Source organism: Nostoc sp. KVJ3 (genome assembly GCF_026127265.1).
Lineage (GTDB): Bacteria > Cyanobacteriota > Cyanobacteriia > Cyanobacteriales > Nostocaceae > Nostoc.
The window spans coordinates 134,754-156,197 of sequence record NZ_WWFG01000006.1 but is presented as its reverse complement, the minus strand read 5'-3'; the positions used below and the strand labels follow the sequence as shown (position 1 = coordinate 156,197).

The 21,444-nt window shown below is 40.4% G+C and carries 23 protein-coding genes and 3 pseudogenes; 20 read left to right on the top strand and 6 right to left on the bottom strand.

Going from position 1 to position 21,444, the window contains the following annotated elements; genetic code table 11:
- Nucleotides 1–14: 14 nt before the first annotated feature.
- Nucleotides 15–2,384 carry a Piwi domain-containing protein gene (locus GTQ43_RS36490; RefSeq protein WP_265277566.1) on the bottom strand — a complete coding sequence of 790 codons (2,370 nt, stop codon included), beginning with the start codon at nt 2,382–2,384 and terminating at the stop codon, nt 15–17.
- Complete coding sequence (locus GTQ43_RS36485; protein ID WP_265277564.1) at nt 2,381–3,304, bottom strand: PD-(D/E)XK nuclease family protein; 924 nt, start codon at nt 3,302–3,304, stop codon at nt 2,381–2,383. Before GTQ43_RS36485 ends, GTQ43_RS36490 begins: the two co-directional genes overlap by 4 nt.
- A gap of 339 nt (nt 3,305–3,643) precedes the next feature.
- Between GTQ43_RS36485 and GTQ43_RS36480 the strand changes: the two genes are divergently transcribed.
- Entirely contained in the window at nt 3,644–3,796 is a 153-nt protein-coding gene (locus tag GTQ43_RS36480) for a hypothetical protein (RefSeq protein ID WP_265277563.1), read from the top strand.
- 183 nt (nt 3,797–3,979) lie between these two features.
- On the opposite strand, the gene GTQ43_RS36475 is transcribed toward GTQ43_RS36480, so the two are convergent.
- Nucleotides 3,980–5,206 (bottom strand): IS4 family transposase, encoded by a 1,227-nt coding sequence (locus tag GTQ43_RS36475; RefSeq protein ID WP_414859164.1) that lies wholly within the window; start codon nt 5,204–5,206, stop codon nt 3,980–3,982.
- A 24-nt stretch (nt 5,207–5,230) separates the two neighbouring features.
- Nucleotides 5,231–6,342, bottom strand: a protein-coding gene (locus tag GTQ43_RS36470) for an IS630 family transposase (protein ID WP_414859182.1) whose coding sequence is annotated in 2 segments (ribosomal slippage) — nt 5,231–5,922 and nt 5,922–6,342 — 1,113 coding nt in all. Because the reading frame shifts where the segments join, the coding sequence is not laid out codon by codon here.
- A gap of 238 nt (nt 6,343–6,580) precedes the next feature.
- Between GTQ43_RS36470 and GTQ43_RS36465 the strand changes: the two are divergent.
- The 3 genes and pseudogenes from GTQ43_RS36465 to GTQ43_RS36455 all read left to right on the top strand — a co-directional run.
- Nucleotides 6,581–6,786, top strand: a pseudogene (locus tag GTQ43_RS36465) (IS4 family transposase); the annotation flags it as partial.
- A gap of 26 nt (nt 6,787–6,812) precedes the next feature.
- A complete protein-coding gene (locus tag GTQ43_RS36460) occupies nt 6,813–6,989 on the top strand; it encodes a hypothetical protein (protein ID WP_265277562.1) in 177 nt (58 codons plus the stop codon).
- A gap of 21 nt (nt 6,990–7,010) precedes the next feature.
- Nucleotides 7,011–7,367, top strand: coding sequence for a hypothetical protein (locus GTQ43_RS36455; RefSeq protein WP_265277561.1), 357 nt, complete (start codon nt 7,011–7,013; stop codon nt 7,365–7,367).
- Nucleotides 7,368–7,664: 297 nt separating this feature from the next.
- Here the strand turns inward: GTQ43_RS36455 and GTQ43_RS36450 are convergent, their stop codons facing one another.
- Nucleotides 7,665–7,787, bottom strand: a complete 123-nt coding sequence (locus GTQ43_RS36450; RefSeq protein ID WP_265277560.1) for a hypothetical protein — start codon at nt 7,785–7,787, stop codon at nt 7,665–7,667.
- On the opposite strand from GTQ43_RS36450, the gene GTQ43_RS36445 reads away from it, so the two are divergent.
- The 7 genes from GTQ43_RS36445 (at nt 7,778) to GTQ43_RS36415 (ending at nt 12,832) form a co-directional block, all read left to right on the top strand.
- Entirely contained in the window at nt 7,778–8,575 is a 798-nt protein-coding gene (locus GTQ43_RS36445) for a hypothetical protein (protein WP_265277559.1), read from the top strand. The genes GTQ43_RS36450 and GTQ43_RS36445 overlap by 10 nt on opposite strands.
- Nucleotides 8,576–8,655: 80 nt before the next feature.
- The gene (locus GTQ43_RS36440; RefSeq protein ID WP_265277558.1) at nt 8,656–9,561 is read left to right on the top strand and encodes a hypothetical protein; all 906 of its coding nucleotides are present in this window, start codon (nt 8,656–8,658) and stop codon (nt 9,559–9,561) included.
- Nucleotides 9,562–9,698: 137 nt separating this feature from the next.
- Entirely contained in the window at nt 9,699–10,256 is a 558-nt protein-coding gene (locus tag GTQ43_RS36435; protein WP_265277557.1) for a hypothetical protein, read from the top strand.
- A 97-nt stretch (nt 10,257–10,353) separates the two neighbouring features.
- The gene (locus GTQ43_RS36430) at nt 10,354–10,626 is read left to right on the top strand and encodes a hypothetical protein (protein WP_265277556.1); all 273 of its coding nucleotides are present in this window, start codon (nt 10,354–10,356) and stop codon (nt 10,624–10,626) included.
- A 114-nt stretch (nt 10,627–10,740) separates the two neighbouring features.
- Nucleotides 10,741–11,034 (top strand): hypothetical protein, encoded by a 294-nt coding sequence (locus GTQ43_RS36425; RefSeq protein ID WP_414859183.1) that lies wholly within the window; start codon nt 10,741–10,743, stop codon nt 11,032–11,034.
- 163 nt (nt 11,035–11,197) lie between these two features.
- A complete protein-coding gene (locus tag GTQ43_RS36420) occupies nt 11,198–12,271 on the top strand; it encodes a hypothetical protein (RefSeq protein WP_265277555.1) in 1,074 nt (357 codons plus the stop codon).
- Between the two features lie 111 nt (nt 12,272–12,382).
- A complete protein-coding gene (locus GTQ43_RS36415; RefSeq protein ID WP_265277554.1) occupies nt 12,383–12,832 on the top strand; it encodes a DUF1257 domain-containing protein in 450 nt (149 codons plus the stop codon).
- Between the two features lie 88 nt (nt 12,833–12,920).
- On the opposite strand, the gene GTQ43_RS36410 is transcribed toward GTQ43_RS36415, so the two are convergent.
- A complete protein-coding gene (locus GTQ43_RS36410; RefSeq protein ID WP_265277495.1) occupies nt 12,921–14,240 on the bottom strand; it encodes an IS4 family transposase in 1,320 nt (439 codons plus the stop codon).
- 87 nt (nt 14,241–14,327) lie between these two features.
- Between GTQ43_RS36410 and GTQ43_RS36405 the strand changes: the two genes are divergently transcribed.
- The 9 genes and pseudogenes from GTQ43_RS36405 (at nt 14,328) to GTQ43_RS36365 (ending at nt 21,425) form a co-directional block, all read left to right on the top strand.
- Nucleotides 14,328–14,474: a DUF2997 domain-containing protein gene (locus GTQ43_RS36405; protein WP_321162554.1), complete on the top strand. Its 147-nt coding sequence runs from the start codon at nt 14,328–14,330 to the stop codon at nt 14,472–14,474.
- 127 nt (nt 14,475–14,601) lie between these two features.
- A complete protein-coding gene (locus tag GTQ43_RS36400; protein WP_265277553.1) occupies nt 14,602–14,856 on the top strand; it encodes a hypothetical protein in 255 nt (84 codons plus the stop codon).
- Entirely contained in the window at nt 14,853–14,978 is a 126-nt protein-coding gene (locus GTQ43_RS36395; protein WP_265277552.1) for a hypothetical protein, read from the top strand. The genes GTQ43_RS36400 and GTQ43_RS36395 overlap by 4 nt, the downstream gene beginning before the upstream one ends.
- A gap of 101 nt (nt 14,979–15,079) precedes the next feature.
- Nucleotides 15,080–16,222, top strand: coding sequence for an IS4 family transposase (locus GTQ43_RS36390; RefSeq protein WP_265277253.1), 1,143 nt, complete (start codon nt 15,080–15,082; stop codon nt 16,220–16,222).
- 26 nt (nt 16,223–16,248) lie between these two features.
- Nucleotides 16,249–17,754 (top strand): annotated as a pseudogene (locus GTQ43_RS36385) (AAA family ATPase); the annotation flags it as partial.
- A 96-nt stretch (nt 17,755–17,850) separates the two neighbouring features.
- Nucleotides 17,851–18,207: a hypothetical protein gene (locus GTQ43_RS36380; protein WP_221708238.1), complete on the top strand. Its 357-nt coding sequence runs from the start codon at nt 17,851–17,853 to the stop codon at nt 18,205–18,207.
- Nucleotides 18,208–18,220: 13 nt separating this feature from the next.
- Nucleotides 18,221–18,580 (top strand): annotated as a pseudogene (locus GTQ43_RS36375) (WGR domain-containing protein); the annotation flags it as partial.
- A 149-nt stretch (nt 18,581–18,729) separates the two neighbouring features.
- Nucleotides 18,730–18,876, top strand: a complete 147-nt coding sequence (locus GTQ43_RS36370) for a hypothetical protein (protein ID WP_265277550.1) — start codon at nt 18,730–18,732, stop codon at nt 18,874–18,876.
- Nucleotides 18,877–19,493: 617 nt separating this feature from the next.
- Nucleotides 19,494–21,425: an ISL3 family transposase gene (locus tag GTQ43_RS36365; RefSeq protein WP_265277549.1), complete on the top strand. Its 1,932-nt coding sequence runs from the start codon at nt 19,494–19,496 to the stop codon at nt 21,423–21,425.
- The last annotated feature ends 19 nt before the right edge of the window (nt 21,426–21,444 follow it).

Sequence of the window (21,444 nt, the reverse complement as noted above, 5' to 3'; positions counted from 1 at the left end):
ACTGCTTACCTCCTTTAAGTTTCCACTTCGTCATCCTCACCTAAGTTTCTACTTATTTCCTCCTCATCAGGTTCATCCTCGCTATACAGGGCTGCTTCGTCGTCGGAATCGCTAGCAATAGGTTCAAGGAAAGTATCACCTATTTTAATCGTAGCCGGATAGCGGGCAGCTTTATCAGGAGCAGCCCAAGAACCTAACTGAGCCAAAGCAAAAATATCGCTAAGTACGTTTCTCATATCTAAATCGCCGTATGCAATCTTGATATGTAACGGATTAGCTGTACCAGAAAATTCAAAAGGGAACCCTGTGGTACAAATAATGCCTTCCCTGTTGTCGATAAGGAAATAGTCACCAATACTAGGATTCTCAATGACTTCATCCTGTTCGTAATACAGTCTGAGACGTGCAGAACTGGTTTTGTGAATTTCGATAACCCCTATGTTAATATTTTCGGATAAAAATCCTTCTTTTTGCAAAGAATTAATAGATTTTACAAATCCTTTATGTTCTTCGGTGAAACTACGTCCGTCTCTATGAATAACAATCGAGGATGGCTGTAATTTTAAAGAACTAATATCTTCTCGTAAATCTTTTTTAAGAATACTAGATATTTGTCTTTCGGTGAGCTTTTCTCCTTGCGGAGATTTATGATAGCGAAAATAACAGTTTTCGCCTGCATTGTATATATACGTAAACCCTGCAATATTATTTAGTACATCAATGCCAATGTATACGTCATAGTAAAGTGGTTCTTTAAGCGCAAAAGGCCATTGACGATTAACTAATAACATTCCCAGTGCTGCATACTTTATGTAACCATAATATTTTCCTTTTCTCTTTTCAATCAAATCATATTCATTATTATTTGGCTTAAAGAAATCTTTTAATTTAACAGCATTTATACATTGAAATTGCAAAATTTCAAATAGTTCTCGCTTGATAAAGTTATGAAGGTCTGGATGCGCTTTTTCGGGCAATATTAGTAATACACGTCCTCTATCAATTTCATTTTCTTCAATCCCGTTTTTAATTGCTTCAACTTGTTGACGAAGGTTTTTAGCTTTCTCATCATTATAAATTATCTTTTTTAGCTCGTAAGGATGGGACAAAAATTTTTTCATTTGATACTCGAAATTATTTTGAAAATTCTTAGCTACAGAGCGATTTAACGACTTAGGTATAAAAATATATTGAATTTCTAATCGTTCTTTAACTAATAATCCTGCTTTTTCATCCAACAGCAGATTCATTCGTGCTTTGCCATAATTTAGGACATCTACTCCTGTGTCTTCACTGTCTCTCTTAACATGGAGAACTTGCTCATTACCAAAAAGCAGATCAGGAATATCAAACTTTTCAATAGTTTTCTTTAAAGGTTGTATTGTAACTACTATTTTTGTACTATTTCCGAAAAATATATTTTGGAAATATCTACCTATAATTTCCTCACTTTTATGCAGTCTTTGTGAGGCTTTTAATATAGAATACTTATGAATATTAGAGTTTTTAAAATCATTAGTTTTATAAGTTTTAAAGCATAAAGCACCTGCCCCATAACGCTCAATAGCTTTGTATGGATACTGGTAATTGATAGCAGTTGAATCTTGATCTAGCTGTGCTATTAAATCAGGAAGTGGCAAACCACAGTTACTTAAAGTATAGTCATATACATTGCACATTTTGTTATCTTTTTCTGAGAAAAATAATTGTTCGATGAGAGAATTTCCAGTACTTCCCATTAATTGTATTCGATACCATTGAGAGCCGAATTTATAAAGAAAATGCTGAAATTTATAATCATTGATTTTGCTTCCGTTACTTAGATATTGTAAAAGAGATAACCTGTCAATATAACGTATTGTTGAGTCCAAAGAGATATAAATTTTTTTATCAAGTAAATAATGAAGACGATAAACAAAGCCAGGCAACGCATCTACTTGGCTATTATCTTCTGAATTTATTGCATCTCGAAAATAAAACGATCCAAAACTATCATTCCAGATTTCTGGAACTTTCATCAATACAGTACGAATATCATAATTTAATAACCTAATTGCTAATTTTACTTGGTCTGGAGCTATATTACTGTAATCAAGATGATGTACTTTAGACTCTGGTACAAGTTTTGCAATATGTGGAACTAAACGCCATTCAGTTTTTATTTTATCAACTGGAGCAGTTGTAGCAAGATAAGCCTTTTTCTCTTGCCATAATACACAGACTGGCTTCTGGACAGAAGATGCAACCATTCCTGCTAAACGATTAATATTCTCCAGATAATTTTTATGTGTATCTGGAAGATTAGTAATTTCCAATAGTTGATAGCTACAGCTTAATTCTGATAAATTTTCGATAGCAAATAAGTTGAAAATATGATTATTCATTGAGCGAACCTCACGCACATTCTTTCAAATTTACAATATTCGCAAGACATAGGACTATTTGCATACTCATAGTCTTCCAGGTCATCTAGATTATATTTACGTTCTCCTGTTAAAAATTGGATATCTAGAAGACTACGATAAATAAAGTCTTCAATTTGAAGTAAATTTTCTGCACTTACGGTATATTTGACGAATTTACCTTGAAGAAGATTAGCCTCTACTAAAAGTAAATCTTCAGCCTTATAGTTTCGCCACTGCCTGTCTTTTAAAGCAGCAAATCCATAAAAGTATAATTGCTTAGAATAATCACTTGTTTGAACACGACTGATTTTCCAATCAATAATACAAAGTTTATTACTATTGTTCTGACTGTAAGGGACTGCTAAATCTAGTTGCGCTGATAAATTGCTTCCATTGAATTTAAAGTATATTGATTTTTCTGGGAAATAATCGTCAGCACCTTGTAAAAATTTTATAAATCTCGTATTTGAATAAATGAATTCATAGCATTGCTTAATATCTTTATATAAACTATCAATTTTTTCTTGAGGAATTGGTATTCCATGTTCATGATCTCGTAAAGCTAAAAAATTACTTCCAGCATCCTTTTTTTTCAAATTAGGATCTTTGTATCTTTGGTGGTGCGAAAATTCAAACTGTGCTTTCGCTAAAGTGATAGTTTTATCTAAGAGTTCTTTTTCTGAAATGAGTATACCCCCCTCTAAAGATTTAATTAAATAAAGTTCGATAGCACTGTGAACTAAAGAACCTCGCCATTCATCAATACTTTTTAGTTGCCTGAGCATAAATGCTTCCCTCCGAAGAGGGTCTTTAGCATTATGGAAAGCCATGATGTTGCTAAAAAAATACTGCCTTGGGCATCTGCGGAAGCAGTTATGTGTAGAGATTGACCATTTCATGTTCAGTACAGTACATTTGTTCTTTAGGATTGATGAGCAATTAAAATTGTAAAAGAAAACAATTAGAAAAAATTATACTTGGATTTGCTTTTCCGTGTTGGCTTTGGGAATAAATTAGTATTGACACAACAAGAGATGCTGCATCTGCAATTCTTGCTGAATAAGTATTTTGAAACTCGATAATTTATGATTAAGAAAGTTAGATACGGCAAAACTGTTGTGATTAGCGTCTTATAATACTTTTGCCAACATCACCCCACATACCTACAACCGTCCCCAAAGTTCACTCATACTTCTTGCCACTGCCCCAAATACCCATTCCAAAACGGCTCACCCATTTTGGAAAATGAACAACCCGCAGCGATCGCTCATAACCTAAAAATCAAGCCATCCATTCAACACAGTCGGGAGCCTTCGCAACCAACTGCCCAAACATCATCGGTTGTGCCTCCTCAAACGCCACCATCAGCCCCCAACGCTCATCACTTGTGAGGCAATACTTCTCGGTTAAGAATTAAGCGGTATTGAGAATAGAAAAGGTGAGTGGTTGAAATTTAGTTCCCATTGCTCTGTGGATTGGTTTTCTAGATGGGAACTTTGAGCGAGGTTTTTTAACTACTCTGGGGTTAGATATGCTTTGTCTTGGAGGAATTTTTTGCTCCAAAATTTCAATAATTAGCTTGGAGAAAAAAAGGGGAGTTGCTCGTTACTGGCATCCTGAAAATCAGAAATAGCCCGTCGAATAACTTTGAGAGTACCAGTAAAACCTAAGCGCAATGGAGATATTCCAGCGTGAGTTGCTGCTTGAAACATCAAAGTGCGAACTGCATAATGTCCTAAAAGCCAGCCGTAGATTTCTTGAACAACTTCACGGGGTTTAAGAGAGCGAATTGGAGTTTTGCGCCCATTGAGATGAGTTTTCAACTCATCAATAGTATTTTCGATTTCCCAACGTTGATGATATTCGTTAGCTAATAATAAAGCTGGAAACACAGCAATATCCATCAAACTGGTAATTAAGCGATAAGTTTTTTGTCCATCATCAGAGTCGATAGTGTATTCTATGACCCGAACCTGAATCTGTGTCCCACCTTTGTTTTTGGACTTGCGATCTGGAGCAATCCACGACAGATATGAGCCATCTTCTAAAACTTTTTCTACTGGAAATTTAACATTCTTCGGAACTCGTCCAAGATATTGGCATCCACGATTTTTAGTAGCATGAACCATCCGATAAGAATGTAACCCTCTGTCCCACATTAGTAGCATCCCTTGACCACAGCTTCGTAGTAGTTTTAAAGCTCGCACTCTCTCACCGATACGATAGGGACACATTAAGGCATCAACAATCAGATGAGTTCCCGCCTCCACTAACAATACCAAACGTACCTTCGGGAAAGCAGCCCTAGTTCCCTTTCTACTCCCTGGATATCCAAATACTCTGGCATTGGCAGTACTATCTGGCACATCCAAAACCGTACCGTCTACTGCCATGACTCGCAGTCCTCCTAAAAATGCCCCTGGCGTTTGTGGTGTCCCTAATGGCCGGACTATTTTTTCAAATAGCTGGCTCATTACCCGACATCCTAATCTCTGCCTCGCTTCGCTGATTGAAGAACTACTTGGTGCTTTCCAATACTGTCCCAATCTTGTCCATTGCCTATTTAATCCCTGAACTAAATTCTTCAAGACGGTTCCCATTGAATCCGATGCCCACAAACTCATCGCTATTACTAAACAAACTGTCAGTTGCGATGGCAATTTTCGCTTACGTTCTTCAACACTGCCTGTCTGCGCCAAACTTTGTACAATTTTCTCCGGCGAAATCACCGTTTCTATTGCTCTCAATATCAACTCTGCTTCAACTGTTGGAGCGATGAAAGAGAAATCTTTTAGCTGCACTAGTAGTCTGCCAAGCCAACTTTGCTAGGTTAAATTCGGATATAAACGCTGCATTTTTCGGCGAGCATCTTTGGTTTGAAAACCCCAATAGACACTGGCTTTTTGCTGATTACGTTGTTTCTCCCAAGCGGCAATCTCAGAAGTTAATGTTTCTGGATTAGGAATACGGCGTTCTAAACATTGGCGAGACAAAACAGATAATTCAATTTCTACTTGATTCAGCCAAGAAGCGTGTTTAGGAGTATAGTGAAACTCTAATTTTTGAATAATTCGACGTGCTTCTTCTGGTGAAAAAACTTCATATAATGCACTGGGGGTATGAATATTCAAGTTATCAACTACTAAACGAACAACATCGGCATCTCGGTAGCAAACATCTACTAAATTTTTCATCTGTTTAGCAAAATCGGCTTTAGTTCGACGCTCTGTAACTTCGATATGCCGCCAGCCCGCCAAGGGTTGAAAACATGCAAATAAATTTACTGTCCCGTTACGTTTATACTCAAAGTCATAACGTTCAGGCTGCTCCGGCTCTGGTGGCAAAGGAAGTCTTACTTCTTCTACTAATTGGTATGGACGTTCATCAAAGCAGACTACAGGGCGTTTAGGATCATAAGGCTCATTGTATAAATCCAGCACATCTTCCATTCGGAAAACATATTCTGCGTTAACTTCAGGAATACACCATTGTTCTTTCAACCAAGGCTTGATTTCGTTTTTTTTAAAGTTTGACGTACTGTTTCATCTGAGATTGAATCTATGATACCAACGTTCACTAAATGATCTGCTAATAATTGCATTGTCCAACGTACTCTTCCGACTGGTGGATTAGAACAAGCAGTTGCAATCAAAAATGCTTCTTGTTTTTCATCTAACTTTTTAGGTTTTGGTGGATGAACTTCATCCTTCAAAGCAAAATCTAACCCCCCAATGACAAATTTTTCTCGTATTCGTTGCACTGTTGCAACATGCGCTCTAACTATGCTAGCGATCGCTTGATCCGTTTCTCCTTCAGAAGCCATTAGAAGAATGTTTGCACGGGTTATAGTTCTTGCTTTGTGCTTACCTTTTTTAATTATTGCTTGTAGCTGAGAAACTTCATCTTCATTCAAGTCAACAATGTACTTTTTCGCCATGTTACACCCCATTTTTGGCTATTTTACCAATTAGGGGTTTTACTTAGCAAAGTTACCTTGGCAGACTACTAGTCTTTGCGATCGCTATTTCAGGACAACAATTGTCACTTTACAACAATTTTAACCTTAACCGAGAAGTATTGACTTGTGAGGGTGGAAAGGAATTCTTTGACCGCTTCCACTCCCCACTCTACCAATCCCTTAAGCCCAGTAGCATAAGACTTGATCTGCTGCCATTTGTCTGGTTAATCTCCGTACTCCCTATCGTTTTAATAACCGTGAGCCTCTACCCTTTATGCTGTTTATGTCACTGAGATTGATTGCCCAGATAGTGAAACACCTGTGGAGTGGATGTTGTTGACTACGGAAGTTATTGCAGATATCCAGATGGCTTCTACAATTTTATGCTGGTATACTTATCGTTGGCGTGTTGAAGAATACCATTAACATACCCCTTGGGTATCGCGTATTTGGCTATCTGCCCAGACTGGGGCATTTGGTTAATTTCTGAATCACACCATTTGTGTGTCAGCATTATAATTGGCTCACTTTTTGTAAATGAGTTTGGCAAAGCGATCGCGTTGCTTCCGGGCTGGCGATCGCTTTTGCTTTGCTTTGTGGATACTTTTAGTATCTATGCCTGTTAATATAGCACTGAGAGTGTCTAAATGGGAAATAAAATCATGCTAATCTTAGCCTCGGCTGCTCCCTATGTCAGTTGGGGAGAAGGAAGGGCAAAACTTTTTAAAGCCTTACTTAAAGCAAAATTTGGCACAGAAATTTCATCTTACCAAGTTCATAGATTATTGGTAGATTCTAAAATTGACGATATCTCTATTGCTTACACAAAGAAGCTTATGGGCGATAGTGGTAAAAATTATATTGCCCAAACGGTAGCTTTGGATAAAGTAATCAAAATGTGTAAAGCGTTAGAAATACCTGTAGACGAACTCGTTCCAATTTTTGAGATAGAAGCCCCTAAAAACTTTATAGACCCTCTTGACTTAGACACTAATAGTATCTAAAATAGTAAACATGAAGGAGGAAAAAAGCGCCAGCCTCCCAGAAAAATAAAGCGGCGCTCACCACTGAACCTTGAAAAAAGTGAACAGAAAACAAAGCCCCCAGGTAGCGGAAGCAGCGAATAGTCAAGGCTGGTGAAGTAAGGTAAGGGTGGAGTGGGTTCCAAATAAAAAGTTGCTATAGCAGTACGAAAGTCGCTTTGAAGCTTGTTGCCGACTGCCGCCCCGATCAAGAGATATGCTGCTGTAGCAAGCTCCAGCCACTGGCTAGGAGCAAGAAAATATGAGGCTTCGCCAATTCTAGAGTGAGAGTGTTGTGGCTTGCCACAACAAACTGACTAATAAAAATAGGACGATCGCTCCGTCGGACAAACTGCGCGATCGCCCTTTTACCCATTTAAGAGGTATTTCTAATGATGACACAACTTTCAGCCCCTACGCTAACAAAAGATCCGCTAACCACACGCGATCGCCAAATCATTGCAACTATCGTCAATCAGTCAGACTACTCAAAAGAGTGCAAGCCCGAAGATGTAGTGACTATCTGGATAAACTCGGATGATATCGTGTGGGTGAAAATGACCCACGGCTATGCTCGCTACCACAAAGAGCCATTCAAACGCGCTGTTGCAGAAATAAAAGCGAGTCTTTCTGCTTCAGTAAAGCGTAATCACAACGAAGAAAGGGAATTGAAACAAGCTTCTGAGAAAATAGGCTTGTTAGGTGATTGTGACTGGCTATCGTTGAGCGTCCAACACCATTCTGATAAAGTAATCGGTCATGCTGGTTGTTATATCTCTCACAAGGCTCGAATATTAACCCCGCCATCTGAATGGGATTTCACTCTGCCGAAGTGGAATATGCCTGCTGCCATCTGTCCAGACTGTGGTGGTCATGGGTGCGGTAACTGTGGGTATCGCGGGACTCGTGCAGAAGACTTGTGCGAACCAGTGGACGGCTATCGACTGACCTATGTAGGATGCACTAGCGTTCAGACGGCTCACAATGTATATCTGGACGGTGAGTTTTTGGGCATACTCTTCAAGGTTAGAAACACTGATGAGTCATGGGAAAACGACCCTAAGACTTACTATTGGCGCTGTGGCGATGGAGTACAGCATTGGAGTGTGAAAGAGGCTGTAGAGGTGCTATCTAGGGCAACTGCTCCGATTGAACTGCTGCAAGTTCGTCGGGAGTTGGTAGCGGCGTAGATAAGAAGGTGGGTTCTTATACCCACCACACAAGCTTTTCTCAACCCTTATAAAATAAAACACAGTTCGCCAGGGACAAAATGACCCAACAACCTCACCAACCTCACGACAAATTTGCCAAAGAATTTCTAGAGGAATTACTAGCTCCTTTAGGTGAAGTGAAAATTAACAGGGAAGTAACAGATGCAACAAGATTTGTAGATGTATTATTTTCACCTTCCCCCCAAGCCCAAGCAGAAAATCTAGGATTGCTGGGAAGAATTGCCCTGTTAAATACAACGCTACTCGAACCATTTCGCAATCAGCCCAGCAGAACAGAAGTACGTAACTGTTTCATGAAGCTGTTTACTGTGATTGCGGATTCTCAGCGCAAAGCCAAGCGAGAAGAAACAACCATTAGCGAGGATGATTTAGCTCGTTTGTGGATTATATCGCCTAGTGCTTCAGCCTCTCTGTTAGCAGATTTAGAGGTTAAGCTAGACTTAGAAAAGTGGCCTTGTGGCGTTTACTTTTTCCAAAAATGTTTTAGAGGCGCAATACTAGCGATTAATGAGTTACCCGTCACCGAAGAAACTTTATGGTTCAGGCTTTTAGGACGGGGAACAGTGCAACAGCAAGCAGTAAGTGAACTGGTTGCCCTTCCACCAGAGAATATTGTCCGTCGTAATGTTCTTGAAATGGTTTACAGGTGGCGTATCAGTGTAATGACACAAACAGATTTAACCGAAGATGACCAGGAGTTAATCATGAATTTAACAGAAGCTTATCAAGAAGCTAGGGCTGCTGCTGTACAAGAGGGAGTAGAGCAAGGACAACGCCAAGTTGTAGAAAACTTGTTGAGATTTAGGTTTGGTTCTGTGGATGAAGAACTCTCAAAAGTGGTCGATAATTTGTTGCAGTTAGCACCAGATGACTTTGCAAGATTTTTACTGGAATTGTCTAGTTTATCCCGTGAAGAGTTGTTAGCAAGATTTAATTCACACTAATAATCCGTAACTACAAATAATTAGTAATAGAAAGCGCTTTTGTGAAATCAAGAGCGCTGTTTTATTGGCTCTACGTTTCATACATTTGTAATCAATGGCTTCGCCAATGTGAAAGTGAAATGTATTGGTATTGAACAATGAACCCTCAAGAAAATGCTGAACTACTTGCTGCCTTAATGCGCCAGGAAGAATTACTTAAGCAGTTAGTTGCAGCAATCAATAAGCCAAAACTGGGATTGCACTCTGAAGCTGGCAATTGTAAAATCTACTGCAATCGTCACAATGGTTCGCTGTGGTACACCCTAAACAACAGTGAAGCGAGTGCGATTACTCAAACTGCCTTAACTGGATATCTAAAAGAACTCAAATTTGAGAAGTGTGAGCGCAGAGGAAAGGAAGTTTACAAGTTGCTGATTACAATTCAAGCAGACAGACCCTATATATTAGAAAGTGGTCATGATACTCACTTTGCTAAATCTGTATTAGCTGCGATCGCAACTTTGACCCCAGAACAATTGTATTCTCCAATCACACTACAGCCTACTCCAGGGACGACAGATGAAAATGTGTTGTTCTGTCGCGTATGGGTAGAGTCGGAATTAGTGATGGCATCCTACAACGAGCAAACAGAGTGGCGAGAGGTCAGTAAACAGGCTTTAGCTGTAACAAAAGCTGCGAATGAAATGGTGCTTTAACTTGTTGTAAACAGGGCTTGAGAGACTGTAGTTATAAGTTACTCAAGCTTTGTCTACAGCTAATACGTGCTGTTCAACTATTCACAACTAATCACAGATGACTATTACAATCGTTCACCCCAGTATCGAAAACTTACAGCAGTTTTCTGACTCGTTCGACATTGAAAAATTATTGCAATCTGAGGGAGTTCTGCCGTGGCTTCTAGCAAATGGTTGGAATTATGACGATGAATGTTGTTTGATTGCAAATATTATCGATGAGTCTACCAGTATTGATGAAGTTTGGGACTCTGAAGAGTTTGATTTCAAGGCTCTGCCTGATGAATTAAAGGAAAAACTCAATCAAATCTTTGAGCATTTCTATTTGTAATCTTCCGCCACTCTCAATCAATAATTAACGCAAAGGCAACGAATTATGCGTGAAAAACTCTACAGTCAGATTTAATTAGCCTGACTGTAGAGAAAATCGATTCCACGATAAATTATGGCACACTTCACTGCTAATAAGATGGAATTAAATTTGATTAAAGTTTACGACACAACGCTATTAAGCTCATCGAAAGTTTACCAAATAAACGGTACGCTTTCCCGATATTTGGGTGATGAGGGTAGTATACAACATCCACAGTATCTATTTGTACCTCTGCCAAATCAAAGAAAAAAAGCCAGCTTTCGACTCAATCGAAACAAACTTATGACCCGTTGTTATGAAGTCGAAGGCATGGTTTATAACAAGCCTGTGGCACAGGATAATTCACAGCAACTTCAACTATTTTGAGTTATGTCAATACATAAACCACCAGTCATTAAAAGACATATTCGCCTAAATAGCTCTAAAAAAGTAATCTATAGAGCTAATACAGACCTTCACAAGTTGAGAAATAGCCACAAAGAAAGCTTCGCTTAATTGAGAGTGAAAATAATGATTGAGGTAAATAATCATGGTACAAGCAATCGACAACCCTATCGCAGCGAATTTCCTAACTGATGCAGTAGTCGAGCGCCACAATTTCTCACAGTTAAATAAAACCCGCATCAGATTTCGTATCCAGTTAAAGAAAAGTACAAAGTCTGCTGCTCCTAAATGGGCGGATGTGCTAAAAGCTGAAGTTTCTGAAATCGAATCAGACCTTGTGAAAGTTACTAATTCCGAAGTCGGTTTGCGAGGTATTAAGGTATTTAAAAAGCTTGATGAGGCTGCTGCCCAATTGAGGCAAGAGATTGCTTCAGTTCAAGAGTGGATGTCTGCTGATACTGGTGATTGGGTTTGTCCGATTGATTTAGCTCCCTTGGTATGGAATCAGTTAATCAATATTAGGGATAATATCGCCCCTGGTTTACGCAATCAATTAAAAGCTGATTACGAAGCGGGACTTCTTGATTATCAAGAGCGAATTGACCAGTTCCTGTCACTTAACACTTGGGAATTACCCCACGATAAGCAAGAATCTGTAAAAGCTAATTTGTTAAGAGCATTTCCGACTCTGACTGACCTCGAAGACTATTTGCAGGTCGTTATTGGTCGCCCGGTGATTATCCCGGCATTGTCCGAACAACTCAATCAGCAACAAGCCAAATGTCTAGACCAGATTACCAAGTTCATTCAGCAGTATGACCAAAATCTGGAGCAAAGGCTACGGGAATCTGCGATCGCTGGTGGTGAACAACTCGCCGCGCAGTTGCTTGAAGAGTTGGCTGATTGGGAACCAGGGAGGAAACCCATACAGTTTAAAAAGAAGATGGAGCGTCATCTGATGAAGGTTCAAGTGCTACTGGCAAACGCATCACCGGAGGCAGGCAGTAGCTTGGAGGCGATGATGGCGCACTTAGATTCTATCGTTAACGATCCAGCGATTGAGTCTAAGAATCTTGGTTCTGATACGCGCAGTCAATTACAGCAAAAAATGGAAGAAATTCGGATCAAGTTGTTAGATGAACAACGCAATCTACAATCACTTGCGACTGACGACGTGGGCTTATCGAAAGCTACCGTGATGTCGTTTAAGTTCCGGTAAAAAACAGTCTTGGGCGGGTGCATTCGCCCAAGACTAAGTACCTTAAACGAAAAATGGATATACACCTCACAAAGAATACCGCACTTCTACCGCTATAGGAACAAGATTCTCATGTCACATTTCTCAACAGTTAGAACTAAACTTGCTAACCGTGAATGTCTTATTTTTGCACTCACGGATCTAAACCTATCACCGCAAGTTCATGAAGAAGCGCAGCCACTAAAAGGATACTACGGTGGTTCTCAAGGACAAAGTGCTGAAATCATCGTATCTGGTCGCACCATAAAAGCCCGTGCAGACATCGGATTTAAGCGGAATCAGTTAAGCGGCGTGTACGAAATAATATACGACAGTTACGAAACAGTTCCGAAGTTGGGCAAAGACTTTTTCAGTAATAAACTAATGCTGGCTTATGGTAAGCATTTGGTTCGTATCAAAGCTGCCGAGTTACAAGAAAAATTTGGTGAATGTGCGATCGCTGAAGAAACCAAAGGGACTGTGCAAACCCTACGGCTGACTTTTGCCGGACATCAGGAAGTTCAACAATATGTAAGGAGATAAACATGGAACGTTCAGTTTTGATTCATTTTGACAGCGCTACAGGTGAAGTTCGTGTAGAGGCTGAGGGATTTGAAGGGTTGCATTGGTGTCAAGTTAAGGCAGAAGCCCAAATGTCAAGCGACCTGGCGGCGTTGCGTCGGTGTCGCTGACGAACAGCTTTCACAAGACCCATAGAACGTTGATGCTCAACTAGCCAAGGAATCAGTTGTAGTTGTGAATTGTGCGATCGTGCGCGATGGAAAAAATATAAACTGCGAAACACCATTTCTACGGAAATACGTTCAATGGGTTGTCGTAGAGCGATCGCTACATCAGCACACAAGTCATTTAGAACAGCGTAGAAAATCCAAGTAGCGTATATTTGCATTTGTACACCGTTAGTACCACCAACCCACAGATAGGACAAGCCCAACAATCGCTTAGTCAATAAAAATGCGTCCTCAATCCGCCAACGTCGTCGGTATAAATCACAAACTTCTTGTGCCGAAAGTTGTTGTGGGTCAAGAACATTAGTTAAGTAATGATACCAAGTCTTACCCCACAATACTGATACTAAGCGCATGGGATGGTGGCAAGGGTGAGTGTGATTCAATCCCATGTGAATAATTTCATCTTTGTAGTGAGAGCCTTGAGAAAGTACACGTGTTACCCGATATGTCACCAAATTCTTCTGGCGTGTGAGTACATACTTACCAGTTGCGGTAAGAGAATCAAACCACTCAAAGCCATAAAATCCCATGTCTACTATCAGTAAGCCACCATCAGGTAAACGTTCTAACAGTGCTTGCCACCAACGAGTCTCATTCATTTTGGCATCAGCATCATACCAAATTGCTACCGGAGTGTGAGTGAAAGCTTCTACAACCATCAGTATTTTTCCTGCCAACACCGTACCTGTTTTTTCTTGCAGTTGTCCGAAGTGTTTTTTCATTGCTTCGAGTGTTGAGGCATCTGCAATCCAGATAGCGGTAAATCTTTGTGCTACTGATGACCAAGCTGGGGCTAATTCTCTTACGCTCCTTTTCACTGCCAGACGCTCTATCACTTGCTCGAATAATTTCGCAAATAGTGTAGCCGGCAAACTATTGAGTCTTTGTGACAACGCTTGCTTACTCACTTTTGTTGCTTTCACCCACATTAATCCCTCTATTTCTAGCGATCGCAATACATCTGTGAGATGCTGTATTTGTCGATACACTATACTCAATACTATTGCTGCCATTACTGGCAAGGTCAGTACTCGTGAACGCAAGCTCCGTTCTTTGTCTTTTACCCCTTTGAGGTTAGCAAATGTACCTGGGCTGACTAGTTCAAACAGTCGTGATTCTATCTCTTGGCTGGCTGGGGCAGGTACGCTGACTCGATGGCGAAAATCTGGATTCCCTTGCTTTTTCCGTGGTTTACTCATGGCTTTTTCAACACAGGGGTGTTAATGGACTTTTACCATTGATTTGCCCACTCTTGACAGCCATCTATCTTTCTTAACTTGACACCAATGGAAGGGTTGAGTTGTTTATCGGCTACGCAACCATTTGAAGAAGCACTTGGAGTTGTCAGCGAGAGCGATCGCATTTTCAAGGACGAAGCCCAAACCCAACAACTTCGGACAACTTCAACCCACTCTATTCGCTTACGGCAGTAAATCAGGGAAAAGGGGAACCGCGACCTAACAATTCGCAATTCGCAATTCGCAATTCGCAATTGAAAATGCGAATTGCGAATTCATAATTGCGAATTGTTTTGACGATTGGGTTCCCCCAAGAAATTTTATGTACCTACCTAAAGAGTATCCTTTCATCCACGTTTACGCCCAGCAAAAACCACGCCAACCCGTGATCATCAAAGCAAATACTGAAGGATTGTGTGTGCTGCTGAATGCCATAGTTACCGCAATTGCCTACCAAGAGAACAACGGTACAGCAGAAGTTTTTGACGGCGATGCCGAAGCCTATGAGGTGATCGTAAAAGTCGTAAACACACACGACGAATTATCTCCAGTTCCTTATCAAATTGAAAAACAATGAAACTTTCAAATCTGCTCTCCACACTCGATTCACAAATCCCTATTGCTGCTGTTGATGTCCTGTCTCCTGATGAAGCGACGATTATTCAATGGCTAACTACAGAGGCATCCAGCAAGCCTTGAGGGGAGACAAAATATCCTGAAATAGATATAGGGCAACGAGTGTAGCAATTTGTGGTAAAACAAAAAGAGCCTTCATTCGCAACAAGCTCTATTTAATGATAATGTTACCAGAATTCTACGAGACAAACCTCAAGCGAGAATTGGGACGTGCAGAATATTTATTACTAAAAATTCTAATTAATTTATTACAATCAATAAAAACTGTAAGCCTTGAAGCATTGGCTACTGGTTTACCTATCCCCATATTATTTGAAAGTAGAAGAAAGAAAATCCAACGATTCTTATCTTTAAATTATATAAATGTTGAAGAGATATGGTTCCCAATTATTAAAAGTTGGCTAGAAATATATTTTCCTTTAAATCAAGTTGTTTATTTAGTAATAGACAGGACTAATTGGGGATGTATTAATTTATTAATGATCAGCGTAGTTTGGGATAAGAGGTCTATCCCAATATATTTTGAGTTGTTAGGCAAGTTAGGTTCGAGTAATTTTGATGAGCAAGAAGCAGTATTCAAAAAAGCATTACCGATTTTCAAGAATTATAAAACTGTAGTGTTAGGAGACCGAGAATTTTGTTCAATAAAGCTGGCTAACTGGTTGACAGAGCAGAAAGTATATTTCTGTTTACGCTTAAAAAAGGATGCATTTATAGAAATAGAACCGGAAATTTGGCTGCAATTAAGAGATTTAGGTTTAGCACCTGGACTTTCTTTCTTTTATCAAGGTATTAAATATACAAAATCTACAGGATTTATTACCTTTAATCTTGCAGGTAAATGGAAACGTAAACGCTTTGGAGTTGCGCCGGAAGAGGCTTGGTTTATCTTAACTAATTTAGATGATTTAGATTCGGCGATTATTGCTTATAAACAGCGTTTTGATATTGAAGAGATGTTTAGAGATTTTAAAAGCGGTGGTTATAACTTGGAAGATACTAATGTATCAGGTCAAAGGCTAATTTCCCTAATATTATTAATCTCGCTCGCCTATACAAGTGCAACTATATCTGGTCAAAAAATTAAACGCATGGGTGTTCAAAAATATGTTGGACGAATTAAAGAATCTTTAAGGACAATTCGCCGTCATAGCAGTTTTTATATTGGATTATATGGGTCTAACTGGGTCAATTTCATGGAAAATTCTTATGAATTGGTGTCCGAGTTAATGACACTAGCTCCTAATAAGCGTAAGTATTATCAACAAGGCGAAAGAGCTATGAAGCTTATTTTATCTGCATCCTAGCCCTTTTTGTCCCCCCGTAAGCCAGCAAGCTCTCAAGTCCAGTTTTCTTCTGGAATCTGGGGGTATCAACCTTAGAGCAATGTTTAATCGCAGCAGATGGGGGATTGGTGTTTAAACCAGCGCCAGAGTATAAGAAACCACCACAGGCTGATCCACTACTATTCGTATTCGACTACATTGCGAATTTTAGTAGTGATGGAGTCTTTATCTTAGGTGACATTCACTCGTTTATTGGTAAAAATTCGCCAACATTCTCTTGGGAGGTTGTTAGCAAGGTAAAAAATCTCTACCATCGTCTCAAACCGACTGATAAACGCATTGTGCTGCTGGGTCAAAACATTCAATTACACGAGTCACTTGTACGCTTAATCCCTTATTGTGAAATTCCTCTACCGGGAGTTGAGCAAATACTACTTCATATCAATTCTTATTTGCATGACCTACAACAGTCAGCTATTGAACAGGAATTGACTTTCACTATTTCCCTTAATAAAAGTGAAATTGAATCTCTTTCTCGTGCTGCTCTGGGATTAACACTGGAGGAGATTAGCGACTTCCTGCGGTTAACTGTCAAACACAACCTAACATCAGATGGGATTTTAATTGATAGTAATTTCATACCCCAAGCAGTTGAGTATAAAACTCGGCTGTTGTCTCAAATGGGTATTGAATTGGGCAAGCCTGCTAGCATCTCTTTTGGAGGATTGGATTTGTTGCGTGAGTGGCTCAATCGGCGGCGGCGGCTATTCACACAAGAGGCGCGTGAGCTACACCTACCTCAACCTAAAGGTGTGTTGCTGGCTGGCCCACCCGGTACAGGGAAAACTTTATTAGCCAAGAATATTGCTAACATTCTCAATTTACCACTACTCCAACTAGACATTGCATCCCTCTTGGGCAGTCTGGTAGGTGAGTCTGAGGGCAATGTCAGACGGGCTTTGAAAACAGCTGAAGCGATCGCACCCTGTGTCTTATGGGTGGACGAGATAGAAAAAGCACTTTCGGGTACTGGTGACACTAGTGGAGTCTCACAGCGGATTTTGGGCAATATCCTTACATTCATGTCCGAATCACAATGTGGTGTGTTTGTCGTGGCAACTTGCAATGACCCCTCTGCACTGCCAAGTGAGCTAAAACGGAAAGGCCGCTTCGATGAAAATTTCTTTGTTGACTTGCCCACCGAACCTGAGCGTGTACAGATTCTGGGGATTCATCTACAACGTTTTGGCATTCACCTGGAATCCGAATATCTCGAAGCGATCGCAGCTAATACTGCGAAATTCTCCGGTGCAGAACTGGAAACCCTTGCTTCGGAAGCTGCACTGCTAGCATTCGATGAAGGGCGACCGCAGCAGGTAACACTTGCTGACCTCGAAACCTGTCGTCAAACCATTACCCCGCTTGCGATTCAGGACGCTGCGGCAGTCGAGCGTATGCAGAGTTGGGCATCCACCGCACGACGGGCTAGTAGTCCTGTGGTTGCAGCAAAAACTCAGTCTTTGCGTGCTGCTAAGTTTCGGAATATGAACTGATGAGAAAGCGATTGTCTCCTGATTCTATGGGGGCAATCACTCTTTCTTTTAGTAATTGAGAGCAACCAATTAACATAGTTAATAAGGTGAAGAAACATGACAACAGACTTAGTTACTTATTATGGGCAGACTCCAACTATTGACCAACTGGTTGATAAATATGGTGTGTATTTAGAGAAGTTGGACAGAGAAACTAAGCTTATGCTCCGAATGGCATTAGCAACTTACATTTTTACGTTAGAAAAAGACAGTTCTACTAAGCATACTGTTGCTGAGGCACTTGAGGATGCCTTGTCTAATCTGGGCTTATTAGTTTCATATCCATTGTATAAAAACTTGTTTGAGGATGTCTGCTCTGTTTTAAATGGGCTAACAACTCTGGAAGCTGAAACCCTACTTGAAGCACTACAACATCAAATTAGATGGGGCAATGCCCAGAAGTTAGCGAGTTGACTGGATTAAAAACATGGAAATCTATTTAGTCTTTGTTGATGCTATCCGAAACAGCAATAAATTCTGGGCGGCCATTGTCGAAGATGGGAATTTGACAGTCCAGTGGGGGCGAGTTGGTTATCAAGCGCAAACCAAAGTTCACACATTAGGCAATCATCAGAGAGCCATTACTAAATTTCATAATCTCGTAGCAGAAAAAAAAGGCAAGGGCTACCGTGAAAGTCAGCCAGAGATTGATGCTAGCCGCAGTGTTGTAGACATTAGACGAGCTATTCAATTGTTGAATATTATCCGTCCGGCTGTTGCTCTCCAGAATTTTGGTGATACGTACATATCTGCTCTTAATGAATATCTGAAAATTGTCCCAACACCCAGGGTAAGCGCATCTAATTTGGTATAAAGAAAACTTGACAAGTTCTAGAAGATAGTATTAATGAATGTGTAAAAAATAGACTTGACGACCGAGCAAGATCAATGAGATGAATTCAATTACTCGATTGAAAATCTCCTGGAGCCAAATTGATGTCAGAGGGCTTTGAAACTAAATCTGCTGATAGTGTCAAAAATACTCGTTGTCAGCCAAAATCAAGAAAAATAGCAGACATTGGCAGTATTCAACAAAGTCTAGTTGAGCATTTCTCGGATATCAAAGACAAGAGAGTAGTGTGATTTTACCCCCTGCATGACCAAATTTTGAACCATAACGTGACCAAAAGTTAACGTAATTTCAAGCTTTTGAGCCAATCAACAACTTAACTTTATGAATCAAATTATGTCCGCGTGTTTTAAATGTGAACCATAATACGACTAAAAGTTTTATTTTCAGACTTGGTAAAAAATGCCGAGCAAGACACACTAATTTAGTCGAAAATTTTAAACTTTCGGTCAAAATATGATTCAAAATGTCCACGATATGGTTCAAAAATATGTTTAGTCGAAAATTCAGTGATTAAGCGATCGCTCGATACTTGGTTTTAAAAGCTCTCGCTCAAGAACACGTACAAATGAACTATAAAACCCACGTTGCGCCCTGGAATTAAGTTTTGACGTTTTTGGACTCCATTTATAACTTTGAAGTATATGTTGTTCTAGTGCGGAGTGAAGCGTATCGTGTCCGTTTGGTCAAAATATGGGTTCTTGGCAACTTTTGGTGATCATGAAAGGTTACGCGCTTTAAGGCAGAGGGCAGAGGGCAGAAGGCAGAAGTCGGAAGGAAAAAAGATATAATTAAAATACTTCAAACTTCACTCCATCAAACATTTGAGGGATAAGCCTCAGCAAGCCCTATGTCGGTGCTAGCTCACCTCTTACCAGATTCAACAAACCTAAAACTTGAGAGTTGGCTTGTTGACGAAATAAAAACTCAGATAAATTTGATTGTTTCCGCAATCAGTAGACTAGTTAACTGTCCAGTTTGTAACCAACCAACTCACAAAATTCATAGTCGCTATGAACGCTTATTAGCAGACTTACCCTGGGCTGATTACAGCATTACCTTACAGTTACGGGTAAGGAAGTTTTTTTGCATCAATAGATTGTGTAAACGGCGCATTTTTACAGAAAGGCTGACCAATGTAACCACGCCTTGGGCTAGAAGAACTCTACGTTTAGCTCAACGACTGAGTGTGATTGGTTTAGCTAATGGTGGTGCAGCAGGGGAAAGACTCTTACAGCAATGGGGGATAAAAGTTTCTCGCAACACACTATTAAATTTAGTCCGCTCAATCCCACTGCCACCAATCGTAACGCCACATACTCTTGGGGTAGACGACTTCTGCTTTCGCAAGTGTAAAACTTACGGGACAGCACTAATTGACCTCGAACGCAGCCGACCAATTGCTCTACTAAAAGATGCAAAGGCTGAAACCTTGGCAGAATGGTTAAAAGCGCACCCTGGTGTCAAAGTCGTCTCACGAGATCGGTCAAAAACTTATGAAAGTGGTATTCGTCAAGGCGCACCAGAAGCTATTCAAGTTGCAGACCGTTTTCACTTATTGCAGAACTTATCTCAAACGCTTTATCAAGTCTTTGGTAATCACGCCAAAACACTAAAAGAAGTGGAAAAACAAGTCTTTAATACTGATACTAAAGTGCTAGAAGAGATGGAAACAGCACTTGAAGAAGGCAGAAGTACGTTCGTGCAGCGTCCCGTATGGAAGGCAGAGGGCAGAAGGGAATTGGATGGGGATTCCGACCCCACGCAATTGCAGACCACTGAAATTCAAAACGAATGTGGGGATATTAAACCCTTTTTGGCAGAAAATACAGACGGATTGACTGCACGGGAAAACCTTCAAGCCAACCTTCTGCCGTCTGCCGTCTGCCCTCTGCCTTTCCCCGATAACCTTTCTATGATTGCTGAGGCTAATCCTTGCCCAGTTGTGCCAAGGTTTCCCCAAAACACATCTTTAAAAAGAAAAGTCCAATCCGCCAAGGCAAAGGCCAGACGGAGGGACATCCATGAGCAAGTTTGGAGCTTACGGTCTATTGGCTTATCAGTGCAAGCAATCGCTCAATCCCTGGGAGTTGCTAAAAATACCGTATATAATTACTTGCGTAGCTCAACTTTTACCGAACGTCGTGAACGTAGCGACCAAGGTCTGAGCCTTCTCAACCCTTATCATGATTACCTCCTCAGTCGCTGGAATAACGGTAACCACAGCACCCAAAAACTGTTTGAGGAAATTCGCGCCTGCGGCTATATCGGTAGTTATGCCACGGTCTTTCGCTTCACTCGTTATCTCAAGACCTTGCCCGGATTTAAACCGCGACAAGGTTCAAGAAAAAACACTTCCCCCAAGGTAAGCTCTTCTTCCCATCGTCCTCTCACCCCCAGTCGCGTCACAGCTTTAGTCTTGCGACGACCAGAATTAACACAGCCTAATGAGCGTGAAGTAATCGCTCAACTACAAACAGCCCATTCGGATTTGAAGTCAGCTATTGAACTAGCTCAACAGTTTGCATCTCTTGTGCGTCAACGCCAGCCTGAGCAGCTTGATGCTTGGTTAAACAAAGCTAAAAACAGCTCGGTTTCTTTGTTGCGCTCTTTTGCTGTTAGTTTAGAGTCTGACTACAATGCTGTCAAAGCAGGTGTAACTATGTCAGTCAGCAATGGCCCCGTTGAAGGGCATATTAATCGACTGAAAATGTTAAAGCGGCAGATGTATGGTCGGGCCAAGATAGACTTACTGGAACGACGATTTTTGTTGGCTATTTGAGGAGAAAATTTTGACAATT

What these genes read in the sequence shown, in the direction of transcription:
- GTQ43_RS36490 (WP_265277566.1), bottom strand. Translation starts at nt 2,384, where the DNA reads ATGAATAATCATATTTTCAACTTATTTGCTATCGAAAATTTATCAGAA.
- GTQ43_RS36485 (WP_265277564.1), bottom strand. Translation starts at nt 3,304, where the DNA reads ATGAAATGGTCAATCTCTACACATAACTGCTTCCGCAGATGCCCAAGG.
- GTQ43_RS36455 (WP_265277561.1), top strand. Translation starts at nt 7,011, where the DNA reads ATGGGAAATAAAATCATGCTAATCTTAGCCTCGGCTGCTCCCTATGTC.
- GTQ43_RS36445 (WP_265277559.1), top strand. Translation starts at nt 7,778, where the DNA reads ATGATGACACAACTTTCAGCCCCTACGCTAACAAAAGATCCGCTAACC.
- GTQ43_RS36440 (WP_265277558.1), top strand. Translation starts at nt 8,656, where the DNA reads ATGACCCAACAACCTCACCAACCTCACGACAAATTTGCCAAAGAATTT.
- GTQ43_RS36435 (WP_265277557.1), top strand. Translation starts at nt 9,699, where the DNA reads ATGAACCCTCAAGAAAATGCTGAACTACTTGCTGCCTTAATGCGCCAG.
- GTQ43_RS36430 (WP_265277556.1), top strand. Translation starts at nt 10,354, where the DNA reads ATGACTATTACAATCGTTCACCCCAGTATCGAAAACTTACAGCAGTTT.
- GTQ43_RS36425 (WP_414859183.1), top strand. Translation starts at nt 10,741, where the DNA reads ATGGCACACTTCACTGCTAATAAGATGGAATTAAATTTGATTAAAGTT.
- GTQ43_RS36420 (WP_265277555.1), top strand. Translation starts at nt 11,198, where the DNA reads ATGGTACAAGCAATCGACAACCCTATCGCAGCGAATTTCCTAACTGAT.
- GTQ43_RS36415 (WP_265277554.1), top strand. Translation starts at nt 12,383, where the DNA reads ATGTCACATTTCTCAACAGTTAGAACTAAACTTGCTAACCGTGAATGT.
- GTQ43_RS36410 (WP_265277495.1), bottom strand. Translation starts at nt 14,240, where the DNA reads ATGAGTAAACCACGGAAAAAGCAAGGGAATCCAGATTTTCGCCATCGA.
- GTQ43_RS36405 (WP_321162554.1), top strand. Translation starts at nt 14,328, where the DNA reads ATGGAAGGGTTGAGTTGTTTATCGGCTACGCAACCATTTGAAGAAGCA.
- GTQ43_RS36400 (WP_265277553.1), top strand. Translation starts at nt 14,602, where the DNA reads ATGTACCTACCTAAAGAGTATCCTTTCATCCACGTTTACGCCCAGCAA.
- GTQ43_RS36395 (WP_265277552.1), top strand. Translation starts at nt 14,853, where the DNA reads ATGAAACTTTCAAATCTGCTCTCCACACTCGATTCACAAATCCCTATT.
- GTQ43_RS36390 (WP_265277253.1), top strand. Translation starts at nt 15,080, where the DNA reads ATGTTACCAGAATTCTACGAGACAAACCTCAAGCGAGAATTGGGACGT.
- GTQ43_RS36380 (WP_221708238.1), top strand. Translation starts at nt 17,851, where the DNA reads ATGACAACAGACTTAGTTACTTATTATGGGCAGACTCCAACTATTGAC.
- GTQ43_RS36370 (WP_265277550.1), top strand. Translation starts at nt 18,730, where the DNA reads ATGTCAGAGGGCTTTGAAACTAAATCTGCTGATAGTGTCAAAAATACT.
- GTQ43_RS36365 (WP_265277549.1), top strand. Translation starts at nt 19,494, where the DNA reads ATGTCGGTGCTAGCTCACCTCTTACCAGATTCAACAAACCTAAAACTT.